Raw genomic sequence first — 18,442 nt, 5'->3', positions numbered from 1 at the left:
CCCCACCACCCGTTCGGCCCTTACCGCGCGACGGCCCGCCGGTACGCCCACGTGGCCACGCCCAGCGACACCACGCCCACCCCGGCGCACACCCCCAGGTCCGCGAGCACCATCGCCCAGTCCGGGTCGGGTGTGAAGGTCCGCGCGAAGGCCTCCACCCCGTACGTGGACGGCAGCAGGTCCCGCAGCCACAGCACCGGCTGCGGCAGGTGGTCGACCGGCAGCACGCCGAGCAGCAGAGCGGCGGACATGCCGAGCTGCCCGAGCATGGTCGCGATCTCCTGCCGGGGCGCGAGCAGCCCGCAGGCCGCACCCAGCCCGGACAGCGCGGCCCCGGCGAGCGGGACGACCGCCAGCAGCACCCACAGCTGTCCGAGCGGCAGTCCGAACATGACCGCCCCGACGGCCGCGGTGGCGACCGTCCCGGGCAGGGTGAAGGAGGCGTACGCGGCGGCCGCCCCGAGCACCACCGAGGCCGCCGGCACCGGCAGCGTCGCGTAGTGGTCGAGGCCGCCGGTGGCCCGCAGCTTCCCGAAGTACTGGGCGAGCAGGTTCAGCGCGACGAACGCCACCACCAGCACGCTCGACCCGGCGACCACCGACCGTGCCGCCGAGGACTGCCCGGCGTCCACGACGCCGCGCATCATCACCAGGATGCCGACGGACTGGAAGGTGGCGACGAACAGCAGCGGGATCCGCGCGACCCGCGCCCGGGCGAGCTGCGCCCGGTACACGGCGGCGAGAGCCGGCAGCAGCCGGGCCGCGGGGGCGAGCGGGGCAGGTCCGGCCGAGGTCCGGTCGGTTCGCGGTGGCGCCGAGAGCAGGGTCACTTGGCCAGTCCTCCGTGGCGGCCGCCCAGCTTGAGGTAGGCGTCCTCGAGGCTCGGGGTGGCGAGGGTGAAGTCGTCGAGCGCGGCGAAGGCCGGGCCGGTGGTGACGGCGGCGACCAGTTCGCGGGCCTGGTCGGGGGTGGTGCGGACGGTCCAGCGGCGCCCGGTGCACTCGGCGCGTTCGCGCAGCGCGGCGACGGCGGGCACACCGATGGGTGCCTCGTCGCGCCAGACCAGGTCGAGCCGGACGTCGCCGTCCACGAGCGCCTTGAGCCCGCCGGGCGTGTCGCAGGCGATCACCCGGCCCTCGTCCACCACGGCGACCCGGTCGAGCACGGTCTCCGCCTCGATCACGTTGTGGGTGACCAGCAGCACGGTCGTGCCGTGTTCGGCGCGCCGCCGGTCGACGGCGCTCCACACGGCCCGCCGGGCGACGGGGTCCATGCCGGTGGTCGGTTCGTCGAGGACGAGCAGCGGCCGGTCCCCGACCAGGGTGGCCGCGAAGCAGGCGAGCCGCCGCTGCCCGCCGGACAGCTTGGCGAGCGGGCGGGCGGCGATGGCCGTCAGCCCGAGTTCGTCCAGGACGTCGGCGGCCGTGCTCCGGGCCTGCGCCCGGCCGAGCCCGCGCAGCCGCCCGGTCGTCTCGGCGGCGAGGGCGACCGTCAGCTCGTCCAGCGCGGTGGATTCCTGCCCGAGGTACCCGAGCAGCCGGGCGGCCCGCTCGGGGTGTCGCACGATGTCGTGGCCGAGGAGTTCGACCGTGCCGGAGTCGGGGCGCAGCAGTCCGGTGAGCTGGCGGACCAGCGTCGACTTCCCGGCGCCGTTGGGCCCGAGCAGCCCGAAGATCTCGCCTTGCCGGACGATGAGGCTGATGCCGTCGTTGGCCCGGATCTCGGTGGCGGCCGCGCCGCGTCCGCTGCGGTAGGTCCTGACCAGGTCGCGCACGGCGATGCACGGCGGGGTTTCGTCGGGGGCTCTCCCGGCCGTCTCACTCACGACCGAAGACTCTACGCGCTCATACGGGCGAACCGGACAAGGGGGCCTGTTCGCCGGGAGGGGCGGGTGTCACACCGCGCATCCCGGTGCGCCTCAGCCGACTCAGCCGCCGACGGCCGTCGACCCGGTCGTCATCGACTCAGTCGTCGACGACCATCGACCCGCCCGGCACCCGTGCGGCCAGTTCCTTCCAGAACCCGGCCCGGATGGCGTAGCGGTCGTGCTCGTCGATCTGGTCGTCCTTGTGCGCGAGCAGCCCGAAGCGGGCGGCGTAGCGGAGCAGTTCGCCGTCGACGCGGTGGGGGATGCGCGGGTAGTCGGGCCACAGCACGGTGAGCCGTTCGGAGTCGCCGATCCGGTCGCTCCAGCGGCGGGCGAAGACCTGCCCGACTTCGTGGGCGTCGCCGCCGATGGTGGTGATGTCCTCCTCGCGGTCGGCCCAGCGCTGTTCGGAGGTGGTGAGCTGGGCGAGGGTGGGCAGGCTGTCGCCGGCGGTGACGGCGGGTTCCGGGGCGGGCCGGTCGACCCAGCCGCGGTCGGAGGACCACCGCAGCACCGGTCCGGCCTGCGCGACGGCGCCGTGCCCGTTCGTACCGTGGCCGTTCAGGCCGTGCCCGTTCGCGCCGTGCCCGTTGACGCCGGCCCCGACCGTCCCGGACCCGACCGCCCCGTGCCCGTTCGCCACCGGGGTGATCGGTGTGACGGAGGAGGCGCGTCCGGCCAGGTCCTTCGGCGTGGGGACGACCTTGAGCGCGGTGGCCGCGGACTGCGGCCGCCCGTTGGCGGCGGCGGAGGCAGCGCCCTCCTCGGCGACGGCCGCCGGACGGACCGCCGCCGGCGCCACGCCCGGCACGACGCTGGGCAGCGCGGCCGGCGGGGCGGCGAGGATCTTGGTGATCTCCTGCCGTGCCCCGGGTGCCGGGAAGAGGTTGGAGTTGTCCCGCAGCGAGAACGACCCCTCGATCCACTCCCGGTCCAGCACCCGCCGCTCGTCCGCTTCGCCGACCAGGTCCTCGGACTGGTTGAAGTCGCCGTCGGCGGCCTGCAGGGCCCACAGGTGGACGGCGACGCCGTGCTCCTTGGCGGTCATCATGCCGGGCAGCAGGTCACCGTCCCCGGTGATCAGTACGACGTCGGCGCAGGCCCGGTTGCGGGCGAGTTCGGAGAGTTCGGCGTGCATGGCGGCGTCCACGCCCTTCTGCACCCAGCGCCCCTCGGCCCGGGTGAGCGCTCCGAGCCGTACGGTGACCCGGGGCAGGACGCGCAGCCGCCGGTGCTCGGGCATCGGGCGCCGGTCGGGCGCGGCGTCGAACCAGTAGATGCGCAGTAGCGGCAGCCCGGTCTCGGCCTCGGCGCGCTCGCGCAGCGCGGTGATGAGGGCCGTGTGGTTCACGGTGACTTTGGACCGGGACGGATCCCCCGCGAGCAGGCTGGCGGCGGCGCCCAGCAGATATCCGGCGTCCACCAGGACGACACAGCGGTCCATCGCGCACCTCTTTTCGCTCGCCCTCGGAATCAGTCGGGTGGGGCGTTCGGGGGGCGGGCGGTCCGCCCTCCGTCCGGGCGTACTGAGGTGAGGGGCCCCCGTCGTCGCCCGATCGTTGGGTCACCTTTTACCCGGGGTTCGCCTGCCGAACCTTGCCGGATGTCCCGGTACCGCAACAGCCGCCCCAACGGCACGCAAAGAAACGCGAAGGCGGGCCCCGTTCAACGACGGAGCCCGCCCGAGGTCACGCGGCGGCGTACGGGCCCATGGGCCCTGGGCATGGCGAGCCCCGGCGCTCAGCCCTTGAGCTCGGCGGCGACCAGCTCGGCCAGCTGGACGGCGTTGAGCGCGGCGCCCTTGCGCAGGTTGTCGTTGGAGATGAACAGCGACAGGCCGTTGTCCACGGTCTCGTCCGCCCGGATGCGCCCGACGTAGCTCGGGTCCTTGCCCGCGGCCTGCAGCGGGGTGGGGATGTCGGACAGCTCGACGCCGGGGGCGGCGGCGAGCAGCTCGGCGGCGCGCTCGGGGCTGATCGGGCGCTCGAAGCGGGCGTTGATCTGCAGGGAGTGACCGGAGAAGACCGGGACGCGCACGCAGGTGCCGGCGACCTTCAGCTCCGGGATGCCGAGGATCTTGCGGCTCTCGTGGCGGAGCTTCTGCTCCTCGTCGGTCTCGTTGGAGCCGTCGTCGACGATGGAGCCGGCCAGCGGCAGCACGTTGAAGGCGATCGGGCGCTTGTAGACCTTGGGCTCGGGGAACTCGACCGCGGCGCCGTCGTGGGCGAGCCCGGCGGCACCGTCGATGACCTTGGCGGCCTGGTCCTGCAGCTCGGCGACGCCGGCGACGCCGCTGCCGGAGACGGCCTGGTAGGTGGAGACGATCAGCGCGGCCAGGCCGGCCTCCGCGTGCAGCGGGCGCAGCACGGGCATGGCGGCCATGGTGGTGCAGTTCGGGTTGGCGATGATGCCCTTGGGGCGGTCCGCGATGGCCTCGGGGTTGACCTCGGAGACGACCAGCGGGACCTCGGGGTCGCGGCGCCAGGCGGAGGAGTTGTCGATGACGACGGCACCGGCCGCGGCGACCTTCGGGGCGAGGGCCTTGGAGGTGGCGCCGCCGGCGGAGAAGATCACGATGTCGAGGCCCGTGTAGTCGGCCGTGGCCGCGTCCTCGACGGTGACCTCGGTGCCCTGCCACGGCAGCGTGCGCCCGGCCGAGCGGGCCGAGGCGAACAGCCGCAGCTGCTCCACCGGGCCCAGTCCACCTTCACGACCAGCCCGGTCCGCCAGGATCTCGCGGACCACGCTGCCGACCTGGCCGGTGGCACCGACAATGCCGATCTTCATTCCGACTACTCCTCTGAATGGTGCTGTTCACAGCCGCACTCTGCCCATCATGCCTTGTCACGCGGGCCGGGCGACCTGCCATTTCACTGGTTGAGAGGCTCCCCGGACGGGATCCCGGACAGGATGCCGGACGGACCCTAGTGGTCCAGACCATTCACCAGCGCCAACGCGGCCTCCACCTCGGCCCGGTCGGCCGGCAGCAGCGGCAGCCGTACGTCCGGGGTCGGGATCCGCCCCTGGGCGTGCAGCACGCCCTTGGTGACCGTCGGGTTCGGCGCCGTGAACGCGGCCAGCGCCAGCCCGGTCAGCCGGTGCCCGAGCGCCCGCGCCCGCTCGACGTCCCCCGCCTGCCAGGCCTGCGCCAGCTCCACGAACCGGCCGGTCGCCAGGTGCGCGGCGGCGAGGATGCCCCCGGCCGCGCCGAGCGCCAGCATCGGCGGCAGGAAGGCGTCCTCCCCGGTGAGGAACGCGAACCCCTCGGGGGTGTCGGCGAGCAGCTCCGCCGCCGTCTGGTCCAGCCCGCCGGTCGCGTACTTGACGCCCACCACGCCCTCGATCGCGGCGAGTTCGCGCAGCGCGGCGGTGGAGAGCTGCTGCCCGGTGCGGTACGGGATCTGGTAGACGAGCAGCGGCAGCGGGCTGTCGGCGGCCAGCGCCCGGAAGTGCGCGACCGTCCCCGCCTCGCCGGGCCGCACGAACGCCGGGACGGTGACCAGCGCGGCCGCGGCGCTCGGCACCCGCGCACCGAGCGCGGCCAGCGACTCGCCGACGGCCCGGGTGTCCCCACCGTGCGCACCGACGATCAGCTGCGCCCCGCGCCCGGCGCAGGCGGCCGCGGCGACGTCCACCACCGCGTCCCGCTCCTCGGCGCTCAGCGCGGCCGGCTCGCCGGTGGTGCCGAGCGCGCACAGGCCGGCCGCACCGGCGTCGAGCAGCTCGTGCGCGAGCTTCTCCAGCGCGTCCAGCGCGACGGTGCCGTCGGCGGCGAAGGGGGTGATCAGGGGGACGTAGATGCCCTTGAGTTCCATGCCCACGATCCTGCGGCCCACCGATCACCCAGGTCCAGTTCACATTTCCGACGCTTCTCGTAAGCTGAGCCGATGCTCGGCTAGGCTGAGCCGATGCTCGACGTCCGACGCCTGCGCCTGCTGCGCGAACTCGCCCACCTCGGCACCATCGCGGCCGTCGCCGAGGCGCTCTCCTTCAGCCCGTCGGCGGTCTCCCAGCAGCTGTCCGTCCTGGAGAAGGAGGCGGGCGTCCCGCTGCTGGAGCGCACCGGCCGGCGGGTCACCCTCACCCCGGCCGGACGCAACCTGGTCCGGCACGCCGAATCGGTGCTCGCCCTCCTGGAGCAGGCGGGCGCCGAACTCGCCCACGCCAAGCGGGGATTGGCCGGTCCGCTGCGGATCGGCACCTACCCGTCGGCGGCCCGCGCGATCATCCCGGCGGTGCTCGGCGAACTGGCCGCCTGGCACCCCGGACTGGAGCCGATGGTCACCGAGGTCGACCCGGCGGCCGTCGGCGCGGCCCTGCGCGCGGGCGAACTGGACGTGGCCCTGGTCCACGAGTACGACCTCGTCCCCACCGACCCCGAACCCGGTCTCGCCGCGACCCGCCCGGTCTTCACCGAACCCATGTACCTGGCCGCCCGCACCCCGGGCACCATCGCCGAACAGCGCGGCGCGCCGTGGATCGTGTCCTCACCCGGCACCCTCTGCCACACCATGGCCGTCCGCGCCTGCGAGTCGGCCGGCTTCGCACCCCGGATCCGCCACCAGATCGACGACTTCACCACCGTGCTCGCGCTGGTCGCCGCCGGTCAGGGCGTGGCCCTCGTCCCCCACCTCGGCACCGCCCAGCCCCCGCCCGGCGTCACCCTCACCCGCCTCCCCATGTACCGCCGCACCCGCGCCGCCTTCCGCGCCGGCGCCGGCTCCCACCCGGCCGTCTCCGCCTTCGTCTCCGCCCTCCACACCGCGGTACCCCCGGGCCTCGGCAGCGGTTCCTGAAAACCCCTGCCCCTCTCCCCCGACTCCCCCGACAGAAGTTCCCCGCGCCCGAAAGGGTCGCGGGGAACCGGGCGAGGCGGACGGCCGCTACCCGCGCTCAGGCGTCAACCGCCCGTAGCGCACGCAGACTTCTCACACCGCCAGACAGCTGGGCCCGAGCAGCTGCTTCAGGTCACCGAACAGCGCCGGGTCCGACTTCACCCGGTGCCGGTCGAGCCGCAGCACCGTGGTCTTGGTGCGGCTCTCCAGGCGCACCCGGACCTCGGTCGTGCCCTTGTGGTGGGTCAGCACCTCGCTGAGCCGGGCGACCAGCGGCGGCGTGATCTTCCCGCTGGGGATGTTGATGGTGATCGGCGCGTCGGCGTGCGCGTTCGACAGGTCGGGGACGGACAGCTCCATGCCCATCAGCCGCGGCACGTCCTCCCGCTTGTCGAGCTTGCCGCGCACGAACACCACGGCGTCCTCGACCAGTTGGGAGGAGACCAGCTGGTAGCTCGCCGGGAAGAACATGCAGTCGATGGAGCCTGCCAGGTCTTCGACGGTAGCGATGGCCCAGGCGTTGCCCTGCTTGGTCATCTTGCGCTGCAGGCCCGAGATGATGCCGCCGATGGTGACGATCGTCCCGTCCGGCCGTTCGGCGAGGTCGGCGACCGCGCAGTCCGCCTTGTCGGAGAGGACGTGCTCGATGCCGTGCAGCGGGTGCGAGGAGACGTACAGGCCGAGCATCTCGCGTTCCTGGGCGAGCAGGAAGGACTTCTCCCACTCCTCCTCGGAGAAGACGACGTCGAGTCCGAAGCTCGGTTCGTCGTCGGTGGCGTCGCCGCCGAAGAGGTCGAACTGTCCCTCGGCCTCCTTGCGCTTCACCCCGACGACGTTGTCGATCATCGGCTCGAACTGGGCGCTGAGGCCCTTGCGGGTGTGCCCGAGCGAGTCGAAGGCGCCGGCCTTGATGAGCGATTCGACGGTCCGCTTGTTGCAGACCACCGACTCCACCTTGTCCAGGAAGTCGGGGAAGGAGGAGAACTTCCCCTTGGTCTTCCTGGTCCGGATCATCGACTCGACGACCGGCCCGCCGACGTTGCGGATGGCGGTGAGGCCGAACCGGACGAGGGTGTCACCGTGCGGGGTGAAGTCCGAGTCCGACTCGTTGACGTCCGGCGGGAGCACCTGGATGCCCATCTTGCGGCACTCGTTGAGGTAGACCGCGGACTTGTCCTTGTCGTCCTTGACGGACGTGAGCAGGCCGGACATGTACTCGGCCGGGTAGTTGGCCTTGAGGTAGGCCGTCCAGTACGAGACCAGCCCGTACCCGGCGGTGTGCGCTTTGTTGAACGCGTAGCCGGAGAAGGGGACGAGGACGTCCCACACGGCCTGGATGGCCGCGTCGGAGTAGCCGCGCTCGCGGCAGCCCTTCTGGAAGGGGACGAACTCCGCTTCCAGGATCTCCTTCTTCTTCTTGCCCATGGCCCGGCGCAGCAGGTCCGCCTGGCCGAGCGAGTAGCCGGCGAGGATCTGCGCGGCCTTCTGCACCTGCTCCTGGTAGACGATCAGGCCGTACGTCGGCCGGAGCACCTCCTCCAGGGGCTTCTCCAGCTCCGGGTGGATCGGGGTGATCTCCTGCTGGCCGTTCTTGCGCAGCGCGTAGTTGGTGTGGGAGTTGACGCCCATCGGGCCCGGGCGGTACAGCGCCAGGACCGCGGAGATGTCCTCGAAGTTGTCGGGCTTCATCAGGCGCAGCAGCGAGCGCATGGGGCCGCCGTCGAGCTGGAAGACGCCGAGGGTGTCGCCGCGGGCGAGGAGTTCGTAGGTCGGCTTGTCGTCGAGCGGCAGCTTGAGCAGCTCGATCTTCTCGCCCTTGTTGCGCTCGATCGCCTTGACGGCGTCGTCCATGATCGTCAGGTTGCGCAGGCCGAGGAAGTCCATCTTGAGGAGGCCGAGGCCTTCACAGGTGGGGTAGTCGAACTGCGTGATGGTGACGCCGTCGGTGTGCCGGGTCCAGACCGGGATGTGGTCGGTGAGCGGCTCGGCGGACATGATGACGCCGGCGGCGTGCACGCCGGGCTGGCGGATCAGGCCCTCGATGCCGCGCGCGGTGTCGATGACCTTCTTGACGTCCGGGTCGCTCTCGTAGAGCCCGCGGATCTCGCCGGCCTCGCCGTAGCGCGGGTGGCTGCTGTCCGTGATGCCGGAGAGCGGGATGCCCTTGCCCATGACGTCCGGCGGCATCGCCTTGGTGATGCGGTCGCCCATCGCGTAGGGGTAGCCGAGGACTCGCGAGGAGTCCTTGATGGCGGCCTTGGCCTTGATGGTGCCGTACGTGACGATCATGGCGACCTTGTCGGATCCCCACTTCTCGGTCACGTAGCGGATCACGTCGCCGCGCCGGCGCTCGTCGAAGTCGATGTCGACATCGGGCATGGAGATGCGCTCGGGGTTGAGGAAGCGCTCGAAGATCAGGCCGTGCGGGATGGGGTCGAGGTCGGTGATGCCCATCGCGTACGCGACCAACGAGCCGGCCGCCGAGCCACGGCCGGGGCCCACCGCGATGCCCTGGCTCTTGGCCCACATGATGAAGTCGGCGACGACGAGGAAGTACGCCGGGAACCCCATCTGGATGATGGTGTCCATCTCGTACTCGGCGAGCTTCTTGTGCTCCTCGTCGTACCCGCCCGGGAAGCGCCAGTCCATGCCCTCCCAGACCTTGGACTTGAAGAAGTCCGCCTCGGACTCGAAGCCCTCCGGGATGGGGAAGCGGGGCATGAGGTTCTTGAACTTGAACATGCCCTCGGTGTCGACGCGGGAGGCGACGAGGAGCTGGCTGTTGCGGCAGCCCTCCTGCCAGGCGTCCGAGGAGTCCAGCGCGTACATCTCGGCGGCGGACTTGATGTAGTAGCCGGTGCCGTCGAAGCGGAAGCGGTCCGGGTCGGAGAGGTTCTTGCCGGTCTGGACGCAGAGCAGCAGGTCGTGCGCGCCGGCGTCGGCCTCGGTGGTGTAGTGCGAGTCGTTGGTGACGACCGGGGGGATGTCCAGCTTCTTGCTGATCTCCAGCAGCCCGTCGCGGACCCGCTTCTCGATGTCGAGGCCGTGGTCCATCAGCTCCAGGAAGTAGTTCTCCTTGCCGAAGATGTCCTGGTAGTCGGCGGCGGACTTCACGGCCTCGTCGAACTGGCCGAGCCGCAGGCGGGTCTGCACCTCGCCGGACGGGCAGCCGGTGGTGGCCATCAGGCCGCCGGACAGCTCGGAGATCAGCTCCTTGTCCATCCGGGGCCACTTCACCAGCCAGCCCTCGGCGTAGGAGCGCGAGGTCAGCTTGAAGAGGTTGTGCAGGCCCTCCTTGTTCCGGGCCCAGATCGTCTTGTGGGTGTACGCGCCGGACGCGGAGACGTCGTCCCGCTTCTGGTGCGGCTGGCCCCACAGGATGCGCTTGGTGTTGGAACGGGACTCGGGGGCGACGTACGCCTCGATGCCGATGACGGGGGTGATGCCCGCGTCGGTGGCCTGCCGGTGGAACTCGGCGGCGCCGTACATGTTGCCGTGGTCGGTCATCGCGACATGGGTCTGGCCCAGGCGCTCGACCTCCTTGAACATCTGCTTCAGCCGGGCGGCACCGTCCAGCATCGAGTACTCGGTGTGGACGTGCAGATGCGCGAACGGCTGGTCGCTCAAGGCGGGGCCTCCGGGGCTCGTGCTGGTCTGGTGGGCCGGCGAACGTGCAGGTCACAGGGGATGCCCTGGAAATGGATGTGGCCCGGAGCGCCTCGCGGGGCCCGGACCATCACTCACACGTTCACGCGTCTACTCTAGCCTCCCTTCCAACGCTTCCTCGCTTTGCGGGAGGGGCCCCGAGGTCAGCCCGGCGAGTCGCACTGCGGCGGCATTTCTGACCTCCGGCTCCTCCATCGGATCGTCCCGGAGGTAGGCGAGGCGGGCCGTCACAGCGGGCCGTTCCGGAGCGTGCTCGACCGCCCACAGCCGGGCATCGGACTGGCAGTCCCAGAGCGACTCGACGTACGCGCCGTCCAGTCCGGCGGGGTCGATCGCGGCCAGCGCCCTGAGGTAGCCGGGCCGCTCGTACGAGTGCGGGGTCCAGAGCCAGAACCGGCGCAGCAGCGATGTCGCGTCCGCCGCCCCGGGGCCGGACCGGGCCAGCCCCCGGGCGGTGTGCATCGGGCCGCACCAGACCTGCTCCACCCAGTCCCGCTCCAGAGCGGCGAGCAAGGTCGGAACGTCCTGTTCCTCGATGTGCCGGGCCAGCGCCTCATGCCCGAGCCCCGCCAGCCAGGGCGTCCCGGAGGTGACCCAGCCCCGCGCCGCCGGCCGGGCCAGCGGGCCGAGCTTCCCGACCGCCCGGCGCAGAAACGGCATGGCGTACCGGCCGTTCGCCATCCCGAGCAGCGGCACCAGCGGGACCAGGCCGGGCTCCGGCTCACGGTGGATGAGCCGGCCCAACGTGAACGCCTTCCGCAGGAACGACTCACCCGGGTCGGCGAGCAGCTCCAGCAGCTCCGGGGAGGCCATCTCCGCCAGCTCCGCCGTCTGCTCCCGCGCTTCGGCCGGGCGCTCCCGCTTCGGGGCAGCCAGGTCCCAGCGGTGCCACGGCAACGCCCACGGCTGCGGGTCGTCCTGGCCCGCCTCCAGGCGTGCCCGCGCCACGTCCTCGAGGTCGTCCCACCACGCCACCGGCCAACGGCCGGCCACCGACTCCAGGACGTCCACCCAGTGCTCGCCGTCCCGGACGTACGCCCGCAGCGCCTCCCGGGCCTCGTCCGAGCCGCCGAGTGCCAGCCGCTCCAGCACCTGGGTGGCCCGCGCGCAGGCGTACTCGTCCCCGGCCAGCAGTTCGACAATCGGCCCGAGCGGCAGCTCCAGGTCCCGGACCAGTCGGGCGAGGTAGAGCGCCCGGTCGTCGATCTGCCGGTGCCAGCGCCACTCCCAACGGATGCAGCCGTACACGAGGTCGGCGGCGGCTACCGGATCCTCGGCGGCGATCAGCGCACCCTGCCCCCGGCCGCGCTGCAGGAGGCCCGGGAGGGTGGTCGGCGGCGCGTAGAGGTCGTCTCTCTGCTCTGACATGGGGCTTATCGTGCCGCAGCCCCCGACGCACGGGCGGCGGGGGCTGGCGAGGGCCGGCAGGGGCTGGCCGGTCAGGCGTCCTCGTCGGGCGGGGTCGCGCGGAGGGCGGTGACGACGCCCAGGGCGACGGTCGCGAAGGCGAGGGCGAGGAGGACGGCGAACGCCGTCCCGATCAGGAATCGCACGGGGTCTCACGTTCGGCGTCGAGGAGCAGCATGAGGAGGTTGAGCAAGGTCGACGCGGGCGCGGTGTTGAAGCAGACGAGGACGCGGCCCTCGATGGTCTTGTCCGTGCAGGCCGACGGCCAGATCAGGCCGAACTTCCTACCGCGCTCCTGGACTTCGGCCAGCAGGGTGCGGATGTGGTCGTCCGTGTAGTGCCGGATCCGGGGATCGGTCGGCTTCATGGGGTGGCGCCTCACGCGGCACCGTCCAGCTCGAACCAGACCGACTTGCCACGCTCCTGGGAGTCCACGCCCCACCGGTGCGTGAGGCCGGCGACCAGCTGGAGGCCCCGGCCCGATTCGGCGAACAGGCCCGGCGCCTGCGGGGAGGGCGGGATCGGGCTCTCGTCCGTGACGGAGACGCGGAGGGTCTGGTTCGCGGAGATGATCTGGACGATCGGCGCGGGCGTGGCCCCGTGCCGCCACGCGTTGACGAGCAGCTCAACGAGCGCGAGCTGCGCGTCGAAGATGATGGACGACTCCCACCCGACGCGCTGCATGGTGTCGCGCAGGGACTGACGGGCGATGGCGATCGAGGGCGTGTTGAGGTGACGCATGGGACTTCTCCCGAGGCGTGAGTGAGGGAAGAACCGGCGGAACACATGTCGCCGTGAGCAAGGCCAGGCAGATGGGCCTGGGTGCTCTGCGGTGCTTGCTAGTGCCGCATCAGGCAACGTTTGCCCTGTTGTGATGTGACGCGCCGCCCGGCGTCCTTCGCCGGATGACGGACGGCGGTCACCATGTGCGGGTGGCGGAACGAGTTCGCGTGCGCGAGATCAATGATGACGAGGGCCGGCGACTACTGCGGATCATCCGCCGGGGCAGCGGATCGGTGGTGACCTGGCGACGGGCCCAGATGGTCCTGCTGTCCGCGCAGGGCATGCCAGTGGCGAGGATTGCTGAGGTGTCGTTCACCAGCGCGGACCGGGTCCGGGATGTGATCCACAACTTCAACGCCGACGGCTTCGGCTCGCTGTATCCGAAGTACTCGGGCGGCCGATCGAAGACCTTCACGCTGCCCGAGCGGCGTGAGATCAAGAAGATCGCGAAGTCCAAGCCGGCCGAGCACGACCTGCCCTTCTCCACCTGGAGTCTGACCAAGCTGGCGGACTTCCTGGTCGCCGAGGGGGTGGTCGACGACATCAGCCACGAGGGCCTGCGCATCCTGCTCCGCGAGGAAGGCGTCTCCTTTCAACGGCTGAAGACCTGGAAGACCTCCCGCGACCCCGACTACGCGGCCAAGAAGGCGAGGGTTGAGCACCTCTACGCGATCGCCGACGGCGAGGTCATACCCGAGGAGGGCGAGCCCGAAGTCATCTTCTGCGTGGACGAGTTCGGACCGCTCAACCTCATGCCGCACCCCGGCCGGCAGTGGGCCGAACGCGGCGGCAAGCACAAGGACCCCGACCGTGAGCCACGCCGCAGGCGCCGGGCCACCTACAACCGCTACGGCGGCGTGCGCCACCTCTTCGCCGCCCTGGACCTGGTCAAGGACAAGCTCTACGGCCACATCAAGCCGGTCAAGAAGCGCACCCAGTTCCTGGAGTTCTGCCGCTACCTGCGCACCCTCTACCCGCCGTCGATACGGATTGCGATCGTCTGTGACAACTTCTCCCCGCACCTGACCACGAGGAAGTGCCAGCGCGTCGGCGACTGGGCCACCGCGAACAACGTCGAAATCGCCTACACGCCGACGAACTCCTCCTGGCTCAACCGTATCGAGGCCCAGTTCACCGCCCTGCGCTATTTCACCCTCGACGGCACCGACCACGCCACCCACAAGGAACAGGGCAGCATGATCCGCCGCTACATCATCTGGCGGAACCGCCACGCCGACGACCGGCGCCTACGAGCCGTCGTCGGCAGGGCAAACGTCGCCTGAGGCTCGGTCGAGTTTCTTGCGCATCTTCACCGAGGTCGTCTCGTAGCCGAGCGACTCGTAAAGGCCACGCGCTCCGGTGTTGAACCCGAAGACGCTGAGACCCAGAGTATGAGCGCCCCGCGCCCGGGCGTATTCCTCGCCGAGGAGCATGGCCATTCGGCCGAGGCCCCGACCACGCTTGTCGGCGTCGATCACGATGTCCCAGACCCACCAGGCACCGGCGTCGTCACTCCTGTCCGGTCCGATCCAGAGGTAGCCGACGCTCACCCCGGCATCGTCGACCACGTCAAAGACCGCGTGATCCGGGGTCAGTGTCCCGGACGGAAAGGAGTGCGCCATGGTCTCGTCCGCCTGCCGGTAGGCGTCCTCGGACGTCTGCCCCAGAGCAACGAGGTCCTTGGCGTACTCGGCTCGACTGCGTTCGAGCCAGGCAGGGAAGTGTTCGGCGTCCAGAGGGTGGAGGGTCACAGGCACCGGCCCAGCCTCCCACACCACCGACGCCTGAGCGGTGTCACCCCTGCCCAGGCGCCACGGCACACCATCAACAGGGCAAACGTTGCCTGATGCGGCACTAGCAGGCGTTACTGACGATCCGTCGGATCGATGTGAAACCGACCATAGCGCAGCAACTACTTAATTTTAGGTTGTTCTGCCGAGGTTCCCTCTCCCGAGGGACAGATGGCCCCATCGAGTGCAGGCGAGGCAAACTGACTCCATGCCTGGTCGCCAGAACCCAACCCTTCGTCAGCGCCGCCTGGGCGCCGAGCTACGGAAGATGCGCGAGCAAGCCGGCCTCGGTGGGAGCCAGCTCGCTCGCGCGCTCGGAGTGAGCGCTGCCCAGGTGACGCAGATGGAGAACGGAAAGACCAGCGTCAACGTGGACCGACTCCGGTCCTTCGCGGCAGCCTGCAAGTGCATGAATCCACCTCTGATCGAGGCTCTGGAAGCCATGGTTCGGGACCGATCCAAGGGCTGGTGGGAGGAGTACCGAGGCACTGTCCCGGACGGCGTCCTCGAGAACGCAGAGTTTGAGAAGACCTCCCGCGAACTCATGCTGTGGCTTCTCACCCACATGCCTGGCCCCTGCCAGACCCTCAACTACGCCTCAGCCGTCTTTGGACGCGTCTTCCCTCCGCTGCCTCGACACGAGCTGGAAGCCCGCACCGCTTTCAGGATGCAGCGCAAGGCCGATCTGCGTCGCAACCCGAAGCCCTTGACCTTCTTCATTTACGAGTCAGTGCTGTGGACGCGGTTCGGCGGCACGCAGATCCTCAGGGAGCAGCTTTCTTCCCTGCTCGAAGACTCCGAGTTGCCTTGGATGACCATTCGAGTGGTGCCGTTCGACATCGAGACCTTCCCCGGGCCCGCCGAGAACCTCACATACGCGTTCGGTGCGGTCCGTGAACTGGACACCGTTGAACGGGAGTCCTCCCACGGCCCCGAATACCTCGATGCCGTCAGCGAGCTGACCAGCTACCGGGCGATCTTCGAACGCACCGAAGCGTCGGCGCTGAGCGAGGATGACTCTCGCGACTTGATTCGCAAGATCGCGCGAAACCTGTGAAAGGGCCCGACATGACCGACACCGAGTGGCAGAAGTCCTCCTTCAGCGGCAACGTCGAGAACTGTGTAGAGGTCCGCGCGGTGGGCGGGACGGTCGAACTCCGCGAGTCCGACGAAGGCCACACCATCCTCAGCACCACCGCCACCACCTTCGCCGCCCTCCTCCACGGCATCAAGGCCGGCGAATTCGACCACCACGCCTGACAACCCCACCCGGAGCCCAACCAATCACAGCGGGAGGCCCGCGAATGACCGACACCGAGTGGCAGAAGTCCTCCTTCAGCGGCAACGCCGAGAACTGTGTGGAGGTCCGCACGGTGGGCGGTGCGGTCGAACTCCGCGAGTCCGACGAGGGCCACACCATCCTCAGCACCACCGCCACCACCTTCGCCACCCTCCTCCACGGCATCAAGGCCGGCGAATTCGACCACCACGCCTGACACCTCATGCCCCGCCCGCGCAGGAAGTCGGCCCGCCCGACTTCCTGCGCAACCACCGCCCCTCCGCCACGACCCACCTCACCCCACCCCACCGACCGTGCGGATGCGGTCAGATGAAGATGCCGCCGACCTTCTTGACGCATGAACCAGCGGTACCCGAGGTAGCGTCGCGTACGATCCCCGATGATCGTTTACGGGGACACGAGAGGTACCACGTACATGCGTAGGTGGGGGATTCCGGCAGCAGCCCTGGTTCTGGGTGTGCTCGCCGCAGGGTGCGGGTCAAGCCAGGGGGACGGCGGCAAGCCGGCCGCCGCGCCGAAGGCGGAGAAGCTCGGGCCGGACACCGGCACGCTACTCGGAGGTCACCGTCCCCCGACTCGACGGACTGACCTGCTCCGATGGCGATGGCGGCTTCAGGTTCGGCAGCGACCTGGACATGGGTGTCTTCGGGGTCAACCGCCTCCCCGCCCTCAAGGAGGACGGGCGCGAGGTCGAAGGCGAGGACTCGTGCTTCGGGAACCCCCGGATCACGATCAGCAAGGGGTCGCACAGCGCGACGGTTCCTCACCTCACCGGAAGGACCAGCCTCTTCACCAAGGTCGCCGACCCGCAGAGCGCGCTCGACGCGTCCTTCGAGCACTCCATGAAGCTGGCTCAGGGCTACGGCCGTTCGCCCGTCGGCGAGCCGAAGGCGTACTCCACCATGACCATGGTGATGAAGTGCCAGCAGAACGTCACCGACGGCTTCCCGATGACGACGTGCTTCTGGGCGAACTACGGCGCGGTCGGCGAGGTCGACTTCTACCCGCCGAACAACCAGCACGTCCCCCTGGACCAGGCCGCGGAACGGACCCGCGCCTTCGCCGCTTCCGCCCTCTCCACCCAGTCCGCCACCGCCTCGCCGTGACGCCTGCTCCTGCACCCACGCGGACCACAGCATGACGCCGGCCCCTCGCGCCCAACTTTCGTGCGAGGGGCCGCCGGTCGCTCCAGGCCGTCGCCGTTCTCTACGGCGGAGACACTTTGCCCGTTCGCATCACCGCACTGACCGATCCTGCCGGCGGCCCGTCCGCCCACCGCCTGGCCTGGCTGGCATCCGACACCGACGGAGTCCCCGTCGGGTCGGCATTCCTGCCGGCCCGCCCCGCCCCGCCCCGCCCCGCCCCGGCAATCGAGAGCCCGCCCTGACTCCGCTTCATGCCCGCCCGAACACGGAGCGGCCCTAGGCCCGGGTCCGCCGGCGCACCAGGTCCTTGATCTCCTCCGGCAGCGCCTCCGCCGCCAACAGGCCTGGCAGCAGCCGCGGTTCGGTTGTCACCGCGCGGAACGACCGGGCCACCGTGACGTCGTGGTCCGGGCGGTGCACCACCTCCACCGCATCCCCAGTACGCAGTTCGCCCGGCGCGATCACCCGCAGGTAGGCGCCGGGCAGGGCCGCCTCGGTGAAGCGCCGGATCCAGCCTTCGCGCGCCAGCCAGCCCTGGAAGGTGCCGCAGGGGATGCGCGCGCAGGACACTTCCAGGACGACGTCCGGGCCGATCCGCCAGCGCTCGCCGATCAGCGCGCCGTTCACGTCCAGGCCGACCGTGGTCAGGTTCTCTCCGAACGAGCCGTTGCCCAGGTCCCGGCCCAGTTCCTCCTGCCAGCCGTCGAGGTCCTCTCGGGCGTAGGCGTACACCGCCTGGTCGTCGCCGCCGTGGTTCCGCAGGTCGTACACCCGGTCTCCGGCCAGGCCGACCGCGCCGGTTCCCTTCGGCCCGGGCGCGGCAACCGCGACCGGGCCGTCCACCGGGTGCTTGTCGATGCCGGTCAGCCCGATGCCCTTCTTCCACGGGTTCGGCCGGGGCCTGCCGACGTTGACGGAGAGCAGTCGCGCACGTGCGTCCATGCTTCGACCGTACGGCGAACAGCCCGGGTCCGTGGGCAGGACCGGATCATCACCTCGGCCGGGGTCTCCTCCGGCATCGGCATGGCCGTCCGGCTCGCCGCCCTGCGCGCCGGCGACGTGACCGCCCAGGCGATCCAGCTCTACACCGAGTACGGCCCCCAACCACCCTCGTCACGTGTCCGCCGCAGGGCACGCGGCCGTCACGCCCGTCGAAGGCCCCCGACGACCTCGGCCGCCGCCATTCGTCAACCACCTCGCCGACACGCAACTCCTGCGGGTGAAAGCGAGTTGAGGCGGGCGCTTACGCCCACCGGATCACGCCCCGGGTGCCGACCTGGGCGCACGCCGCTCCACCGATAACCCGTCGGCACCGGCCGCCGGCGATAACGCAACCTGGAAATCGAAAGTCATTAAATCTCAGAAAATCGATCGCAGCCGAATTGCACATTTCTCCTCTATGCTCCCATGTGGCGGAAAAACACCCCTACGAAAGGAATCCCATGAGCGGCGACGCCCACAAGAAGGCCCAGTTCGACGAGATCGACACCGACGGTGACGGCTTCATCAGCGCCATGGAGCTCAAGACCCACCTCCAGAAGAACCCCAAGGTGAGCGAGGCCAACGCCGAGGCGCTCTTCAAGATCGCCGACGAGAACGACGACGAGCAGATCAGCTTCGAGGAATTTGCCGCGGTCATCCGGTAATCG

General features: G+C 70.4%; 18 protein-coding genes. 7 read left to right on the top strand and 11 right to left on the bottom strand.

What is annotated here, in order from left to right; genetic code table 11:
* Positions 1-20 precede the first annotated feature (20 nt).
* The 5 genes from ACZ51D_RS27715 to ACZ51D_RS27695 all read right to left on the bottom strand — a co-directional run bounded on the left by ACZ51D_RS27715 (position 21) and on the right by ACZ51D_RS27695 (position 5,682).
* On the bottom strand, positions 21-830 hold the full coding sequence (locus tag ACZ51D_RS27715) for an ABC transporter permease (RefSeq protein ID WP_396287777.1): 810 nt from the start codon (positions 828-830) through the stop codon (positions 21-23).
* On the bottom strand, positions 827-1,825 hold the full coding sequence (locus ACZ51D_RS27710) for an ABC transporter ATP-binding protein (protein ID WP_465663782.1): 999 nt from the start codon (positions 1,823-1,825) through the stop codon (positions 827-829). The genes ACZ51D_RS27715 and ACZ51D_RS27710 overlap by 4 nt, the downstream gene beginning before the upstream one ends.
* Before the next feature lie 139 nt (positions 1,826-1,964).
* A complete protein-coding gene (locus tag ACZ51D_RS27705; protein ID WP_465618306.1) occupies positions 1,965-3,311 on the bottom strand; it encodes an NYN domain-containing protein in 1,347 nt (448 codons plus the stop codon).
* Positions 3,312-3,607: 296 nt separating this feature from the next.
* Positions 3,608-4,654 (bottom strand): aspartate-semialdehyde dehydrogenase, encoded by a 1,047-nt coding sequence (locus ACZ51D_RS27700; RefSeq protein WP_465618304.1) that lies wholly within the window; start codon positions 4,652-4,654, stop codon positions 3,608-3,610.
* Between the two features lie 137 nt (positions 4,655-4,791).
* Positions 4,792-5,682, bottom strand: a complete 891-nt coding sequence (locus ACZ51D_RS27695; protein WP_465663781.1) for a dihydrodipicolinate synthase family protein — start codon at positions 5,680-5,682, stop codon at positions 4,792-4,794.
* 93 nt (positions 5,683-5,775) lie between these two features.
* Between ACZ51D_RS27695 and ACZ51D_RS27690 the strand changes: the two genes are divergently transcribed.
* Entirely contained in the window at positions 5,776-6,663 is an 888-nt protein-coding gene (locus tag ACZ51D_RS27690) for a LysR family transcriptional regulator (RefSeq protein WP_465663780.1), read from the top strand.
* A gap of 132 nt (positions 6,664-6,795) precedes the next feature.
* Here ACZ51D_RS27690 and dnaE read toward each other — a convergent pair whose 3' ends face one another.
* From dnaE to ACZ51D_RS27670, 4 genes are all read right to left on the bottom strand, one after another.
* Positions 6,796-10,329, bottom strand: a complete 3,534-nt coding sequence (dnaE, locus tag ACZ51D_RS27685) for a DNA polymerase III subunit alpha (RefSeq protein ID WP_360505424.1) — start codon at positions 10,327-10,329, stop codon at positions 6,796-6,798.
* Positions 10,330-10,458: 129 nt separating this feature from the next.
* Positions 10,459-11,736 carry a hypothetical protein gene (locus ACZ51D_RS27680; RefSeq protein WP_465663779.1) on the bottom strand — a complete coding sequence of 426 codons (1,278 nt, stop codon included), beginning with the start codon at positions 11,734-11,736 and terminating at the stop codon, positions 10,459-10,461.
* Between the two features lie 172 nt (positions 11,737-11,908).
* Positions 11,909-12,142, bottom strand: a complete 234-nt coding sequence (locus tag ACZ51D_RS27675) for a hypothetical protein (RefSeq protein ID WP_360505420.1) — start codon at positions 12,140-12,142, stop codon at positions 11,909-11,911.
* A gap of 11 nt (positions 12,143-12,153) precedes the next feature.
* A complete protein-coding gene (locus ACZ51D_RS27670; RefSeq protein WP_465663778.1) occupies positions 12,154-12,516 on the bottom strand; it encodes an ATP-binding protein in 363 nt (120 codons plus the stop codon).
* 191 nt (positions 12,517-12,707) lie between these two features.
* Between ACZ51D_RS27670 and ACZ51D_RS27665 the strand changes: the two genes are divergently transcribed.
* Positions 12,708-13,841: an IS630 family transposase gene (locus ACZ51D_RS27665; protein WP_465663777.1), complete on the top strand. Its 1,134-nt coding sequence runs from the start codon at positions 12,708-12,710 to the stop codon at positions 13,839-13,841.
* Here the strand turns inward: ACZ51D_RS27665 and ACZ51D_RS27660 are convergent.
* Positions 13,806-14,315 (bottom strand): GNAT family N-acetyltransferase, encoded by a 510-nt coding sequence (locus ACZ51D_RS27660; protein ID WP_465663776.1) that lies wholly within the window; start codon positions 14,313-14,315, stop codon positions 13,806-13,808. The genes ACZ51D_RS27665 and ACZ51D_RS27660 overlap by 36 nt on opposite strands.
* 241 nt (positions 14,316-14,556) lie before the next feature.
* On the opposite strand from ACZ51D_RS27660, the gene ACZ51D_RS27655 reads away from it, so the two are divergent.
* The 4 genes from ACZ51D_RS27655 to ACZ51D_RS27640 all read left to right on the top strand — a co-directional run bounded on the left by ACZ51D_RS27655 (position 14,557) and on the right by ACZ51D_RS27640 (position 16,754).
* Positions 14,557-15,405 (top strand): helix-turn-helix domain-containing protein, encoded by an 849-nt coding sequence (locus ACZ51D_RS27655; protein ID WP_465618292.1) that lies wholly within the window; start codon positions 14,557-14,559, stop codon positions 15,403-15,405.
* Positions 15,406-15,416: 11 nt separating this feature from the next.
* Positions 15,417-15,608, top strand: coding sequence for a DUF397 domain-containing protein (locus ACZ51D_RS27650; protein ID WP_465618290.1), 192 nt, complete (start codon positions 15,417-15,419; stop codon positions 15,606-15,608).
* A 44-nt stretch (positions 15,609-15,652) separates the two neighbouring features.
* Entirely contained in the window at positions 15,653-15,844 is a 192-nt protein-coding gene (locus ACZ51D_RS27645) for a DUF397 domain-containing protein (RefSeq protein ID WP_465663775.1), read from the top strand.
* 439 nt (positions 15,845-16,283) lie between these two features.
* Positions 16,284-16,754, top strand: a complete 471-nt coding sequence (locus ACZ51D_RS27640) for a hypothetical protein (RefSeq protein WP_465663774.1) — start codon at positions 16,284-16,286, stop codon at positions 16,752-16,754.
* A 315-nt stretch (positions 16,755-17,069) separates the two neighbouring features.
* On the opposite strand, the gene ACZ51D_RS27635 is transcribed toward ACZ51D_RS27640, so the two are convergent.
* Positions 17,070-17,735 (bottom strand): MOSC domain-containing protein, encoded by a 666-nt coding sequence (locus ACZ51D_RS27635; protein WP_465621423.1) that lies wholly within the window; start codon positions 17,733-17,735, stop codon positions 17,070-17,072.
* A gap of 500 nt (positions 17,736-18,235) precedes the next feature.
* On the opposite strand from ACZ51D_RS27635, the gene ACZ51D_RS27630 reads away from it, so the two are divergent.
* Positions 18,236-18,439, top strand: coding sequence for an EF-hand domain-containing protein (locus tag ACZ51D_RS27630; protein WP_360505410.1), 204 nt, complete (start codon positions 18,236-18,238; stop codon positions 18,437-18,439).
* Positions 18,440-18,442: the final 3 nt, after the last annotated feature.

It is taken from the genome of Kitasatospora sp. NPDC033851, assembly GCF_055576085.1.
This window is presented reverse-complemented; position numbering and strand designations above follow the sequence as displayed.

Coding starts and splice junctions, on each gene's coding strand:
- ACZ51D_RS27670 (WP_465663778.1), bottom strand. CDS start 12,516: ATGCGTCACCTCAACACGCCCTCGATCGCCATCGCCCGTCAGTCCCTG.
- ACZ51D_RS27675 (WP_360505420.1), bottom strand. CDS start 12,142: ATGAAGCCGACCGATCCCCGGATCCGGCACTACACGGACGACCACATC.
- ACZ51D_RS27655 (WP_465618292.1), top strand. CDS start 14,557: ATGCCTGGTCGCCAGAACCCAACCCTTCGTCAGCGCCGCCTGGGCGCC.
- ACZ51D_RS27680 (WP_465663779.1), bottom strand. CDS start 11,736: ATGTCAGAGCAGAGAGACGACCTCTACGCGCCGCCGACCACCCTCCCG.
- ACZ51D_RS27695 (WP_465663781.1), bottom strand. CDS start 5,682: ATGGAACTCAAGGGCATCTACGTCCCCCTGATCACCCCCTTCGCCGCC.
- ACZ51D_RS27700 (WP_465618304.1), bottom strand. CDS start 4,654: ATGAAGATCGGCATTGTCGGTGCCACCGGCCAGGTCGGCAGCGTGGTC.
- ACZ51D_RS27690 (WP_465663780.1), top strand. CDS start 5,776: ATGCTCGACGTCCGACGCCTGCGCCTGCTGCGCGAACTCGCCCACCTC.
- ACZ51D_RS27645 (WP_465663775.1), top strand. CDS start 15,653: ATGACCGACACCGAGTGGCAGAAGTCCTCCTTCAGCGGCAACGCCGAG.
- ACZ51D_RS27630 (WP_360505410.1), top strand. CDS start 18,236: ATGAGCGGCGACGCCCACAAGAAGGCCCAGTTCGACGAGATCGACACC.
- ACZ51D_RS27635 (WP_465621423.1), bottom strand. CDS start 17,735: ATGGACGCACGTGCGCGACTGCTCTCCGTCAACGTCGGCAGGCCCCGG.
- ACZ51D_RS27650 (WP_465618290.1), top strand. CDS start 15,417: ATGACCGACACCGAGTGGCAGAAGTCCTCCTTCAGCGGCAACGTCGAG.
- ACZ51D_RS27640 (WP_465663774.1), top strand. CDS start 16,284: ATGGGTGTCTTCGGGGTCAACCGCCTCCCCGCCCTCAAGGAGGACGGG.
- ACZ51D_RS27705 (WP_465618306.1), bottom strand. CDS start 3,311: ATGGACCGCTGTGTCGTCCTGGTGGACGCCGGATATCTGCTGGGCGCC.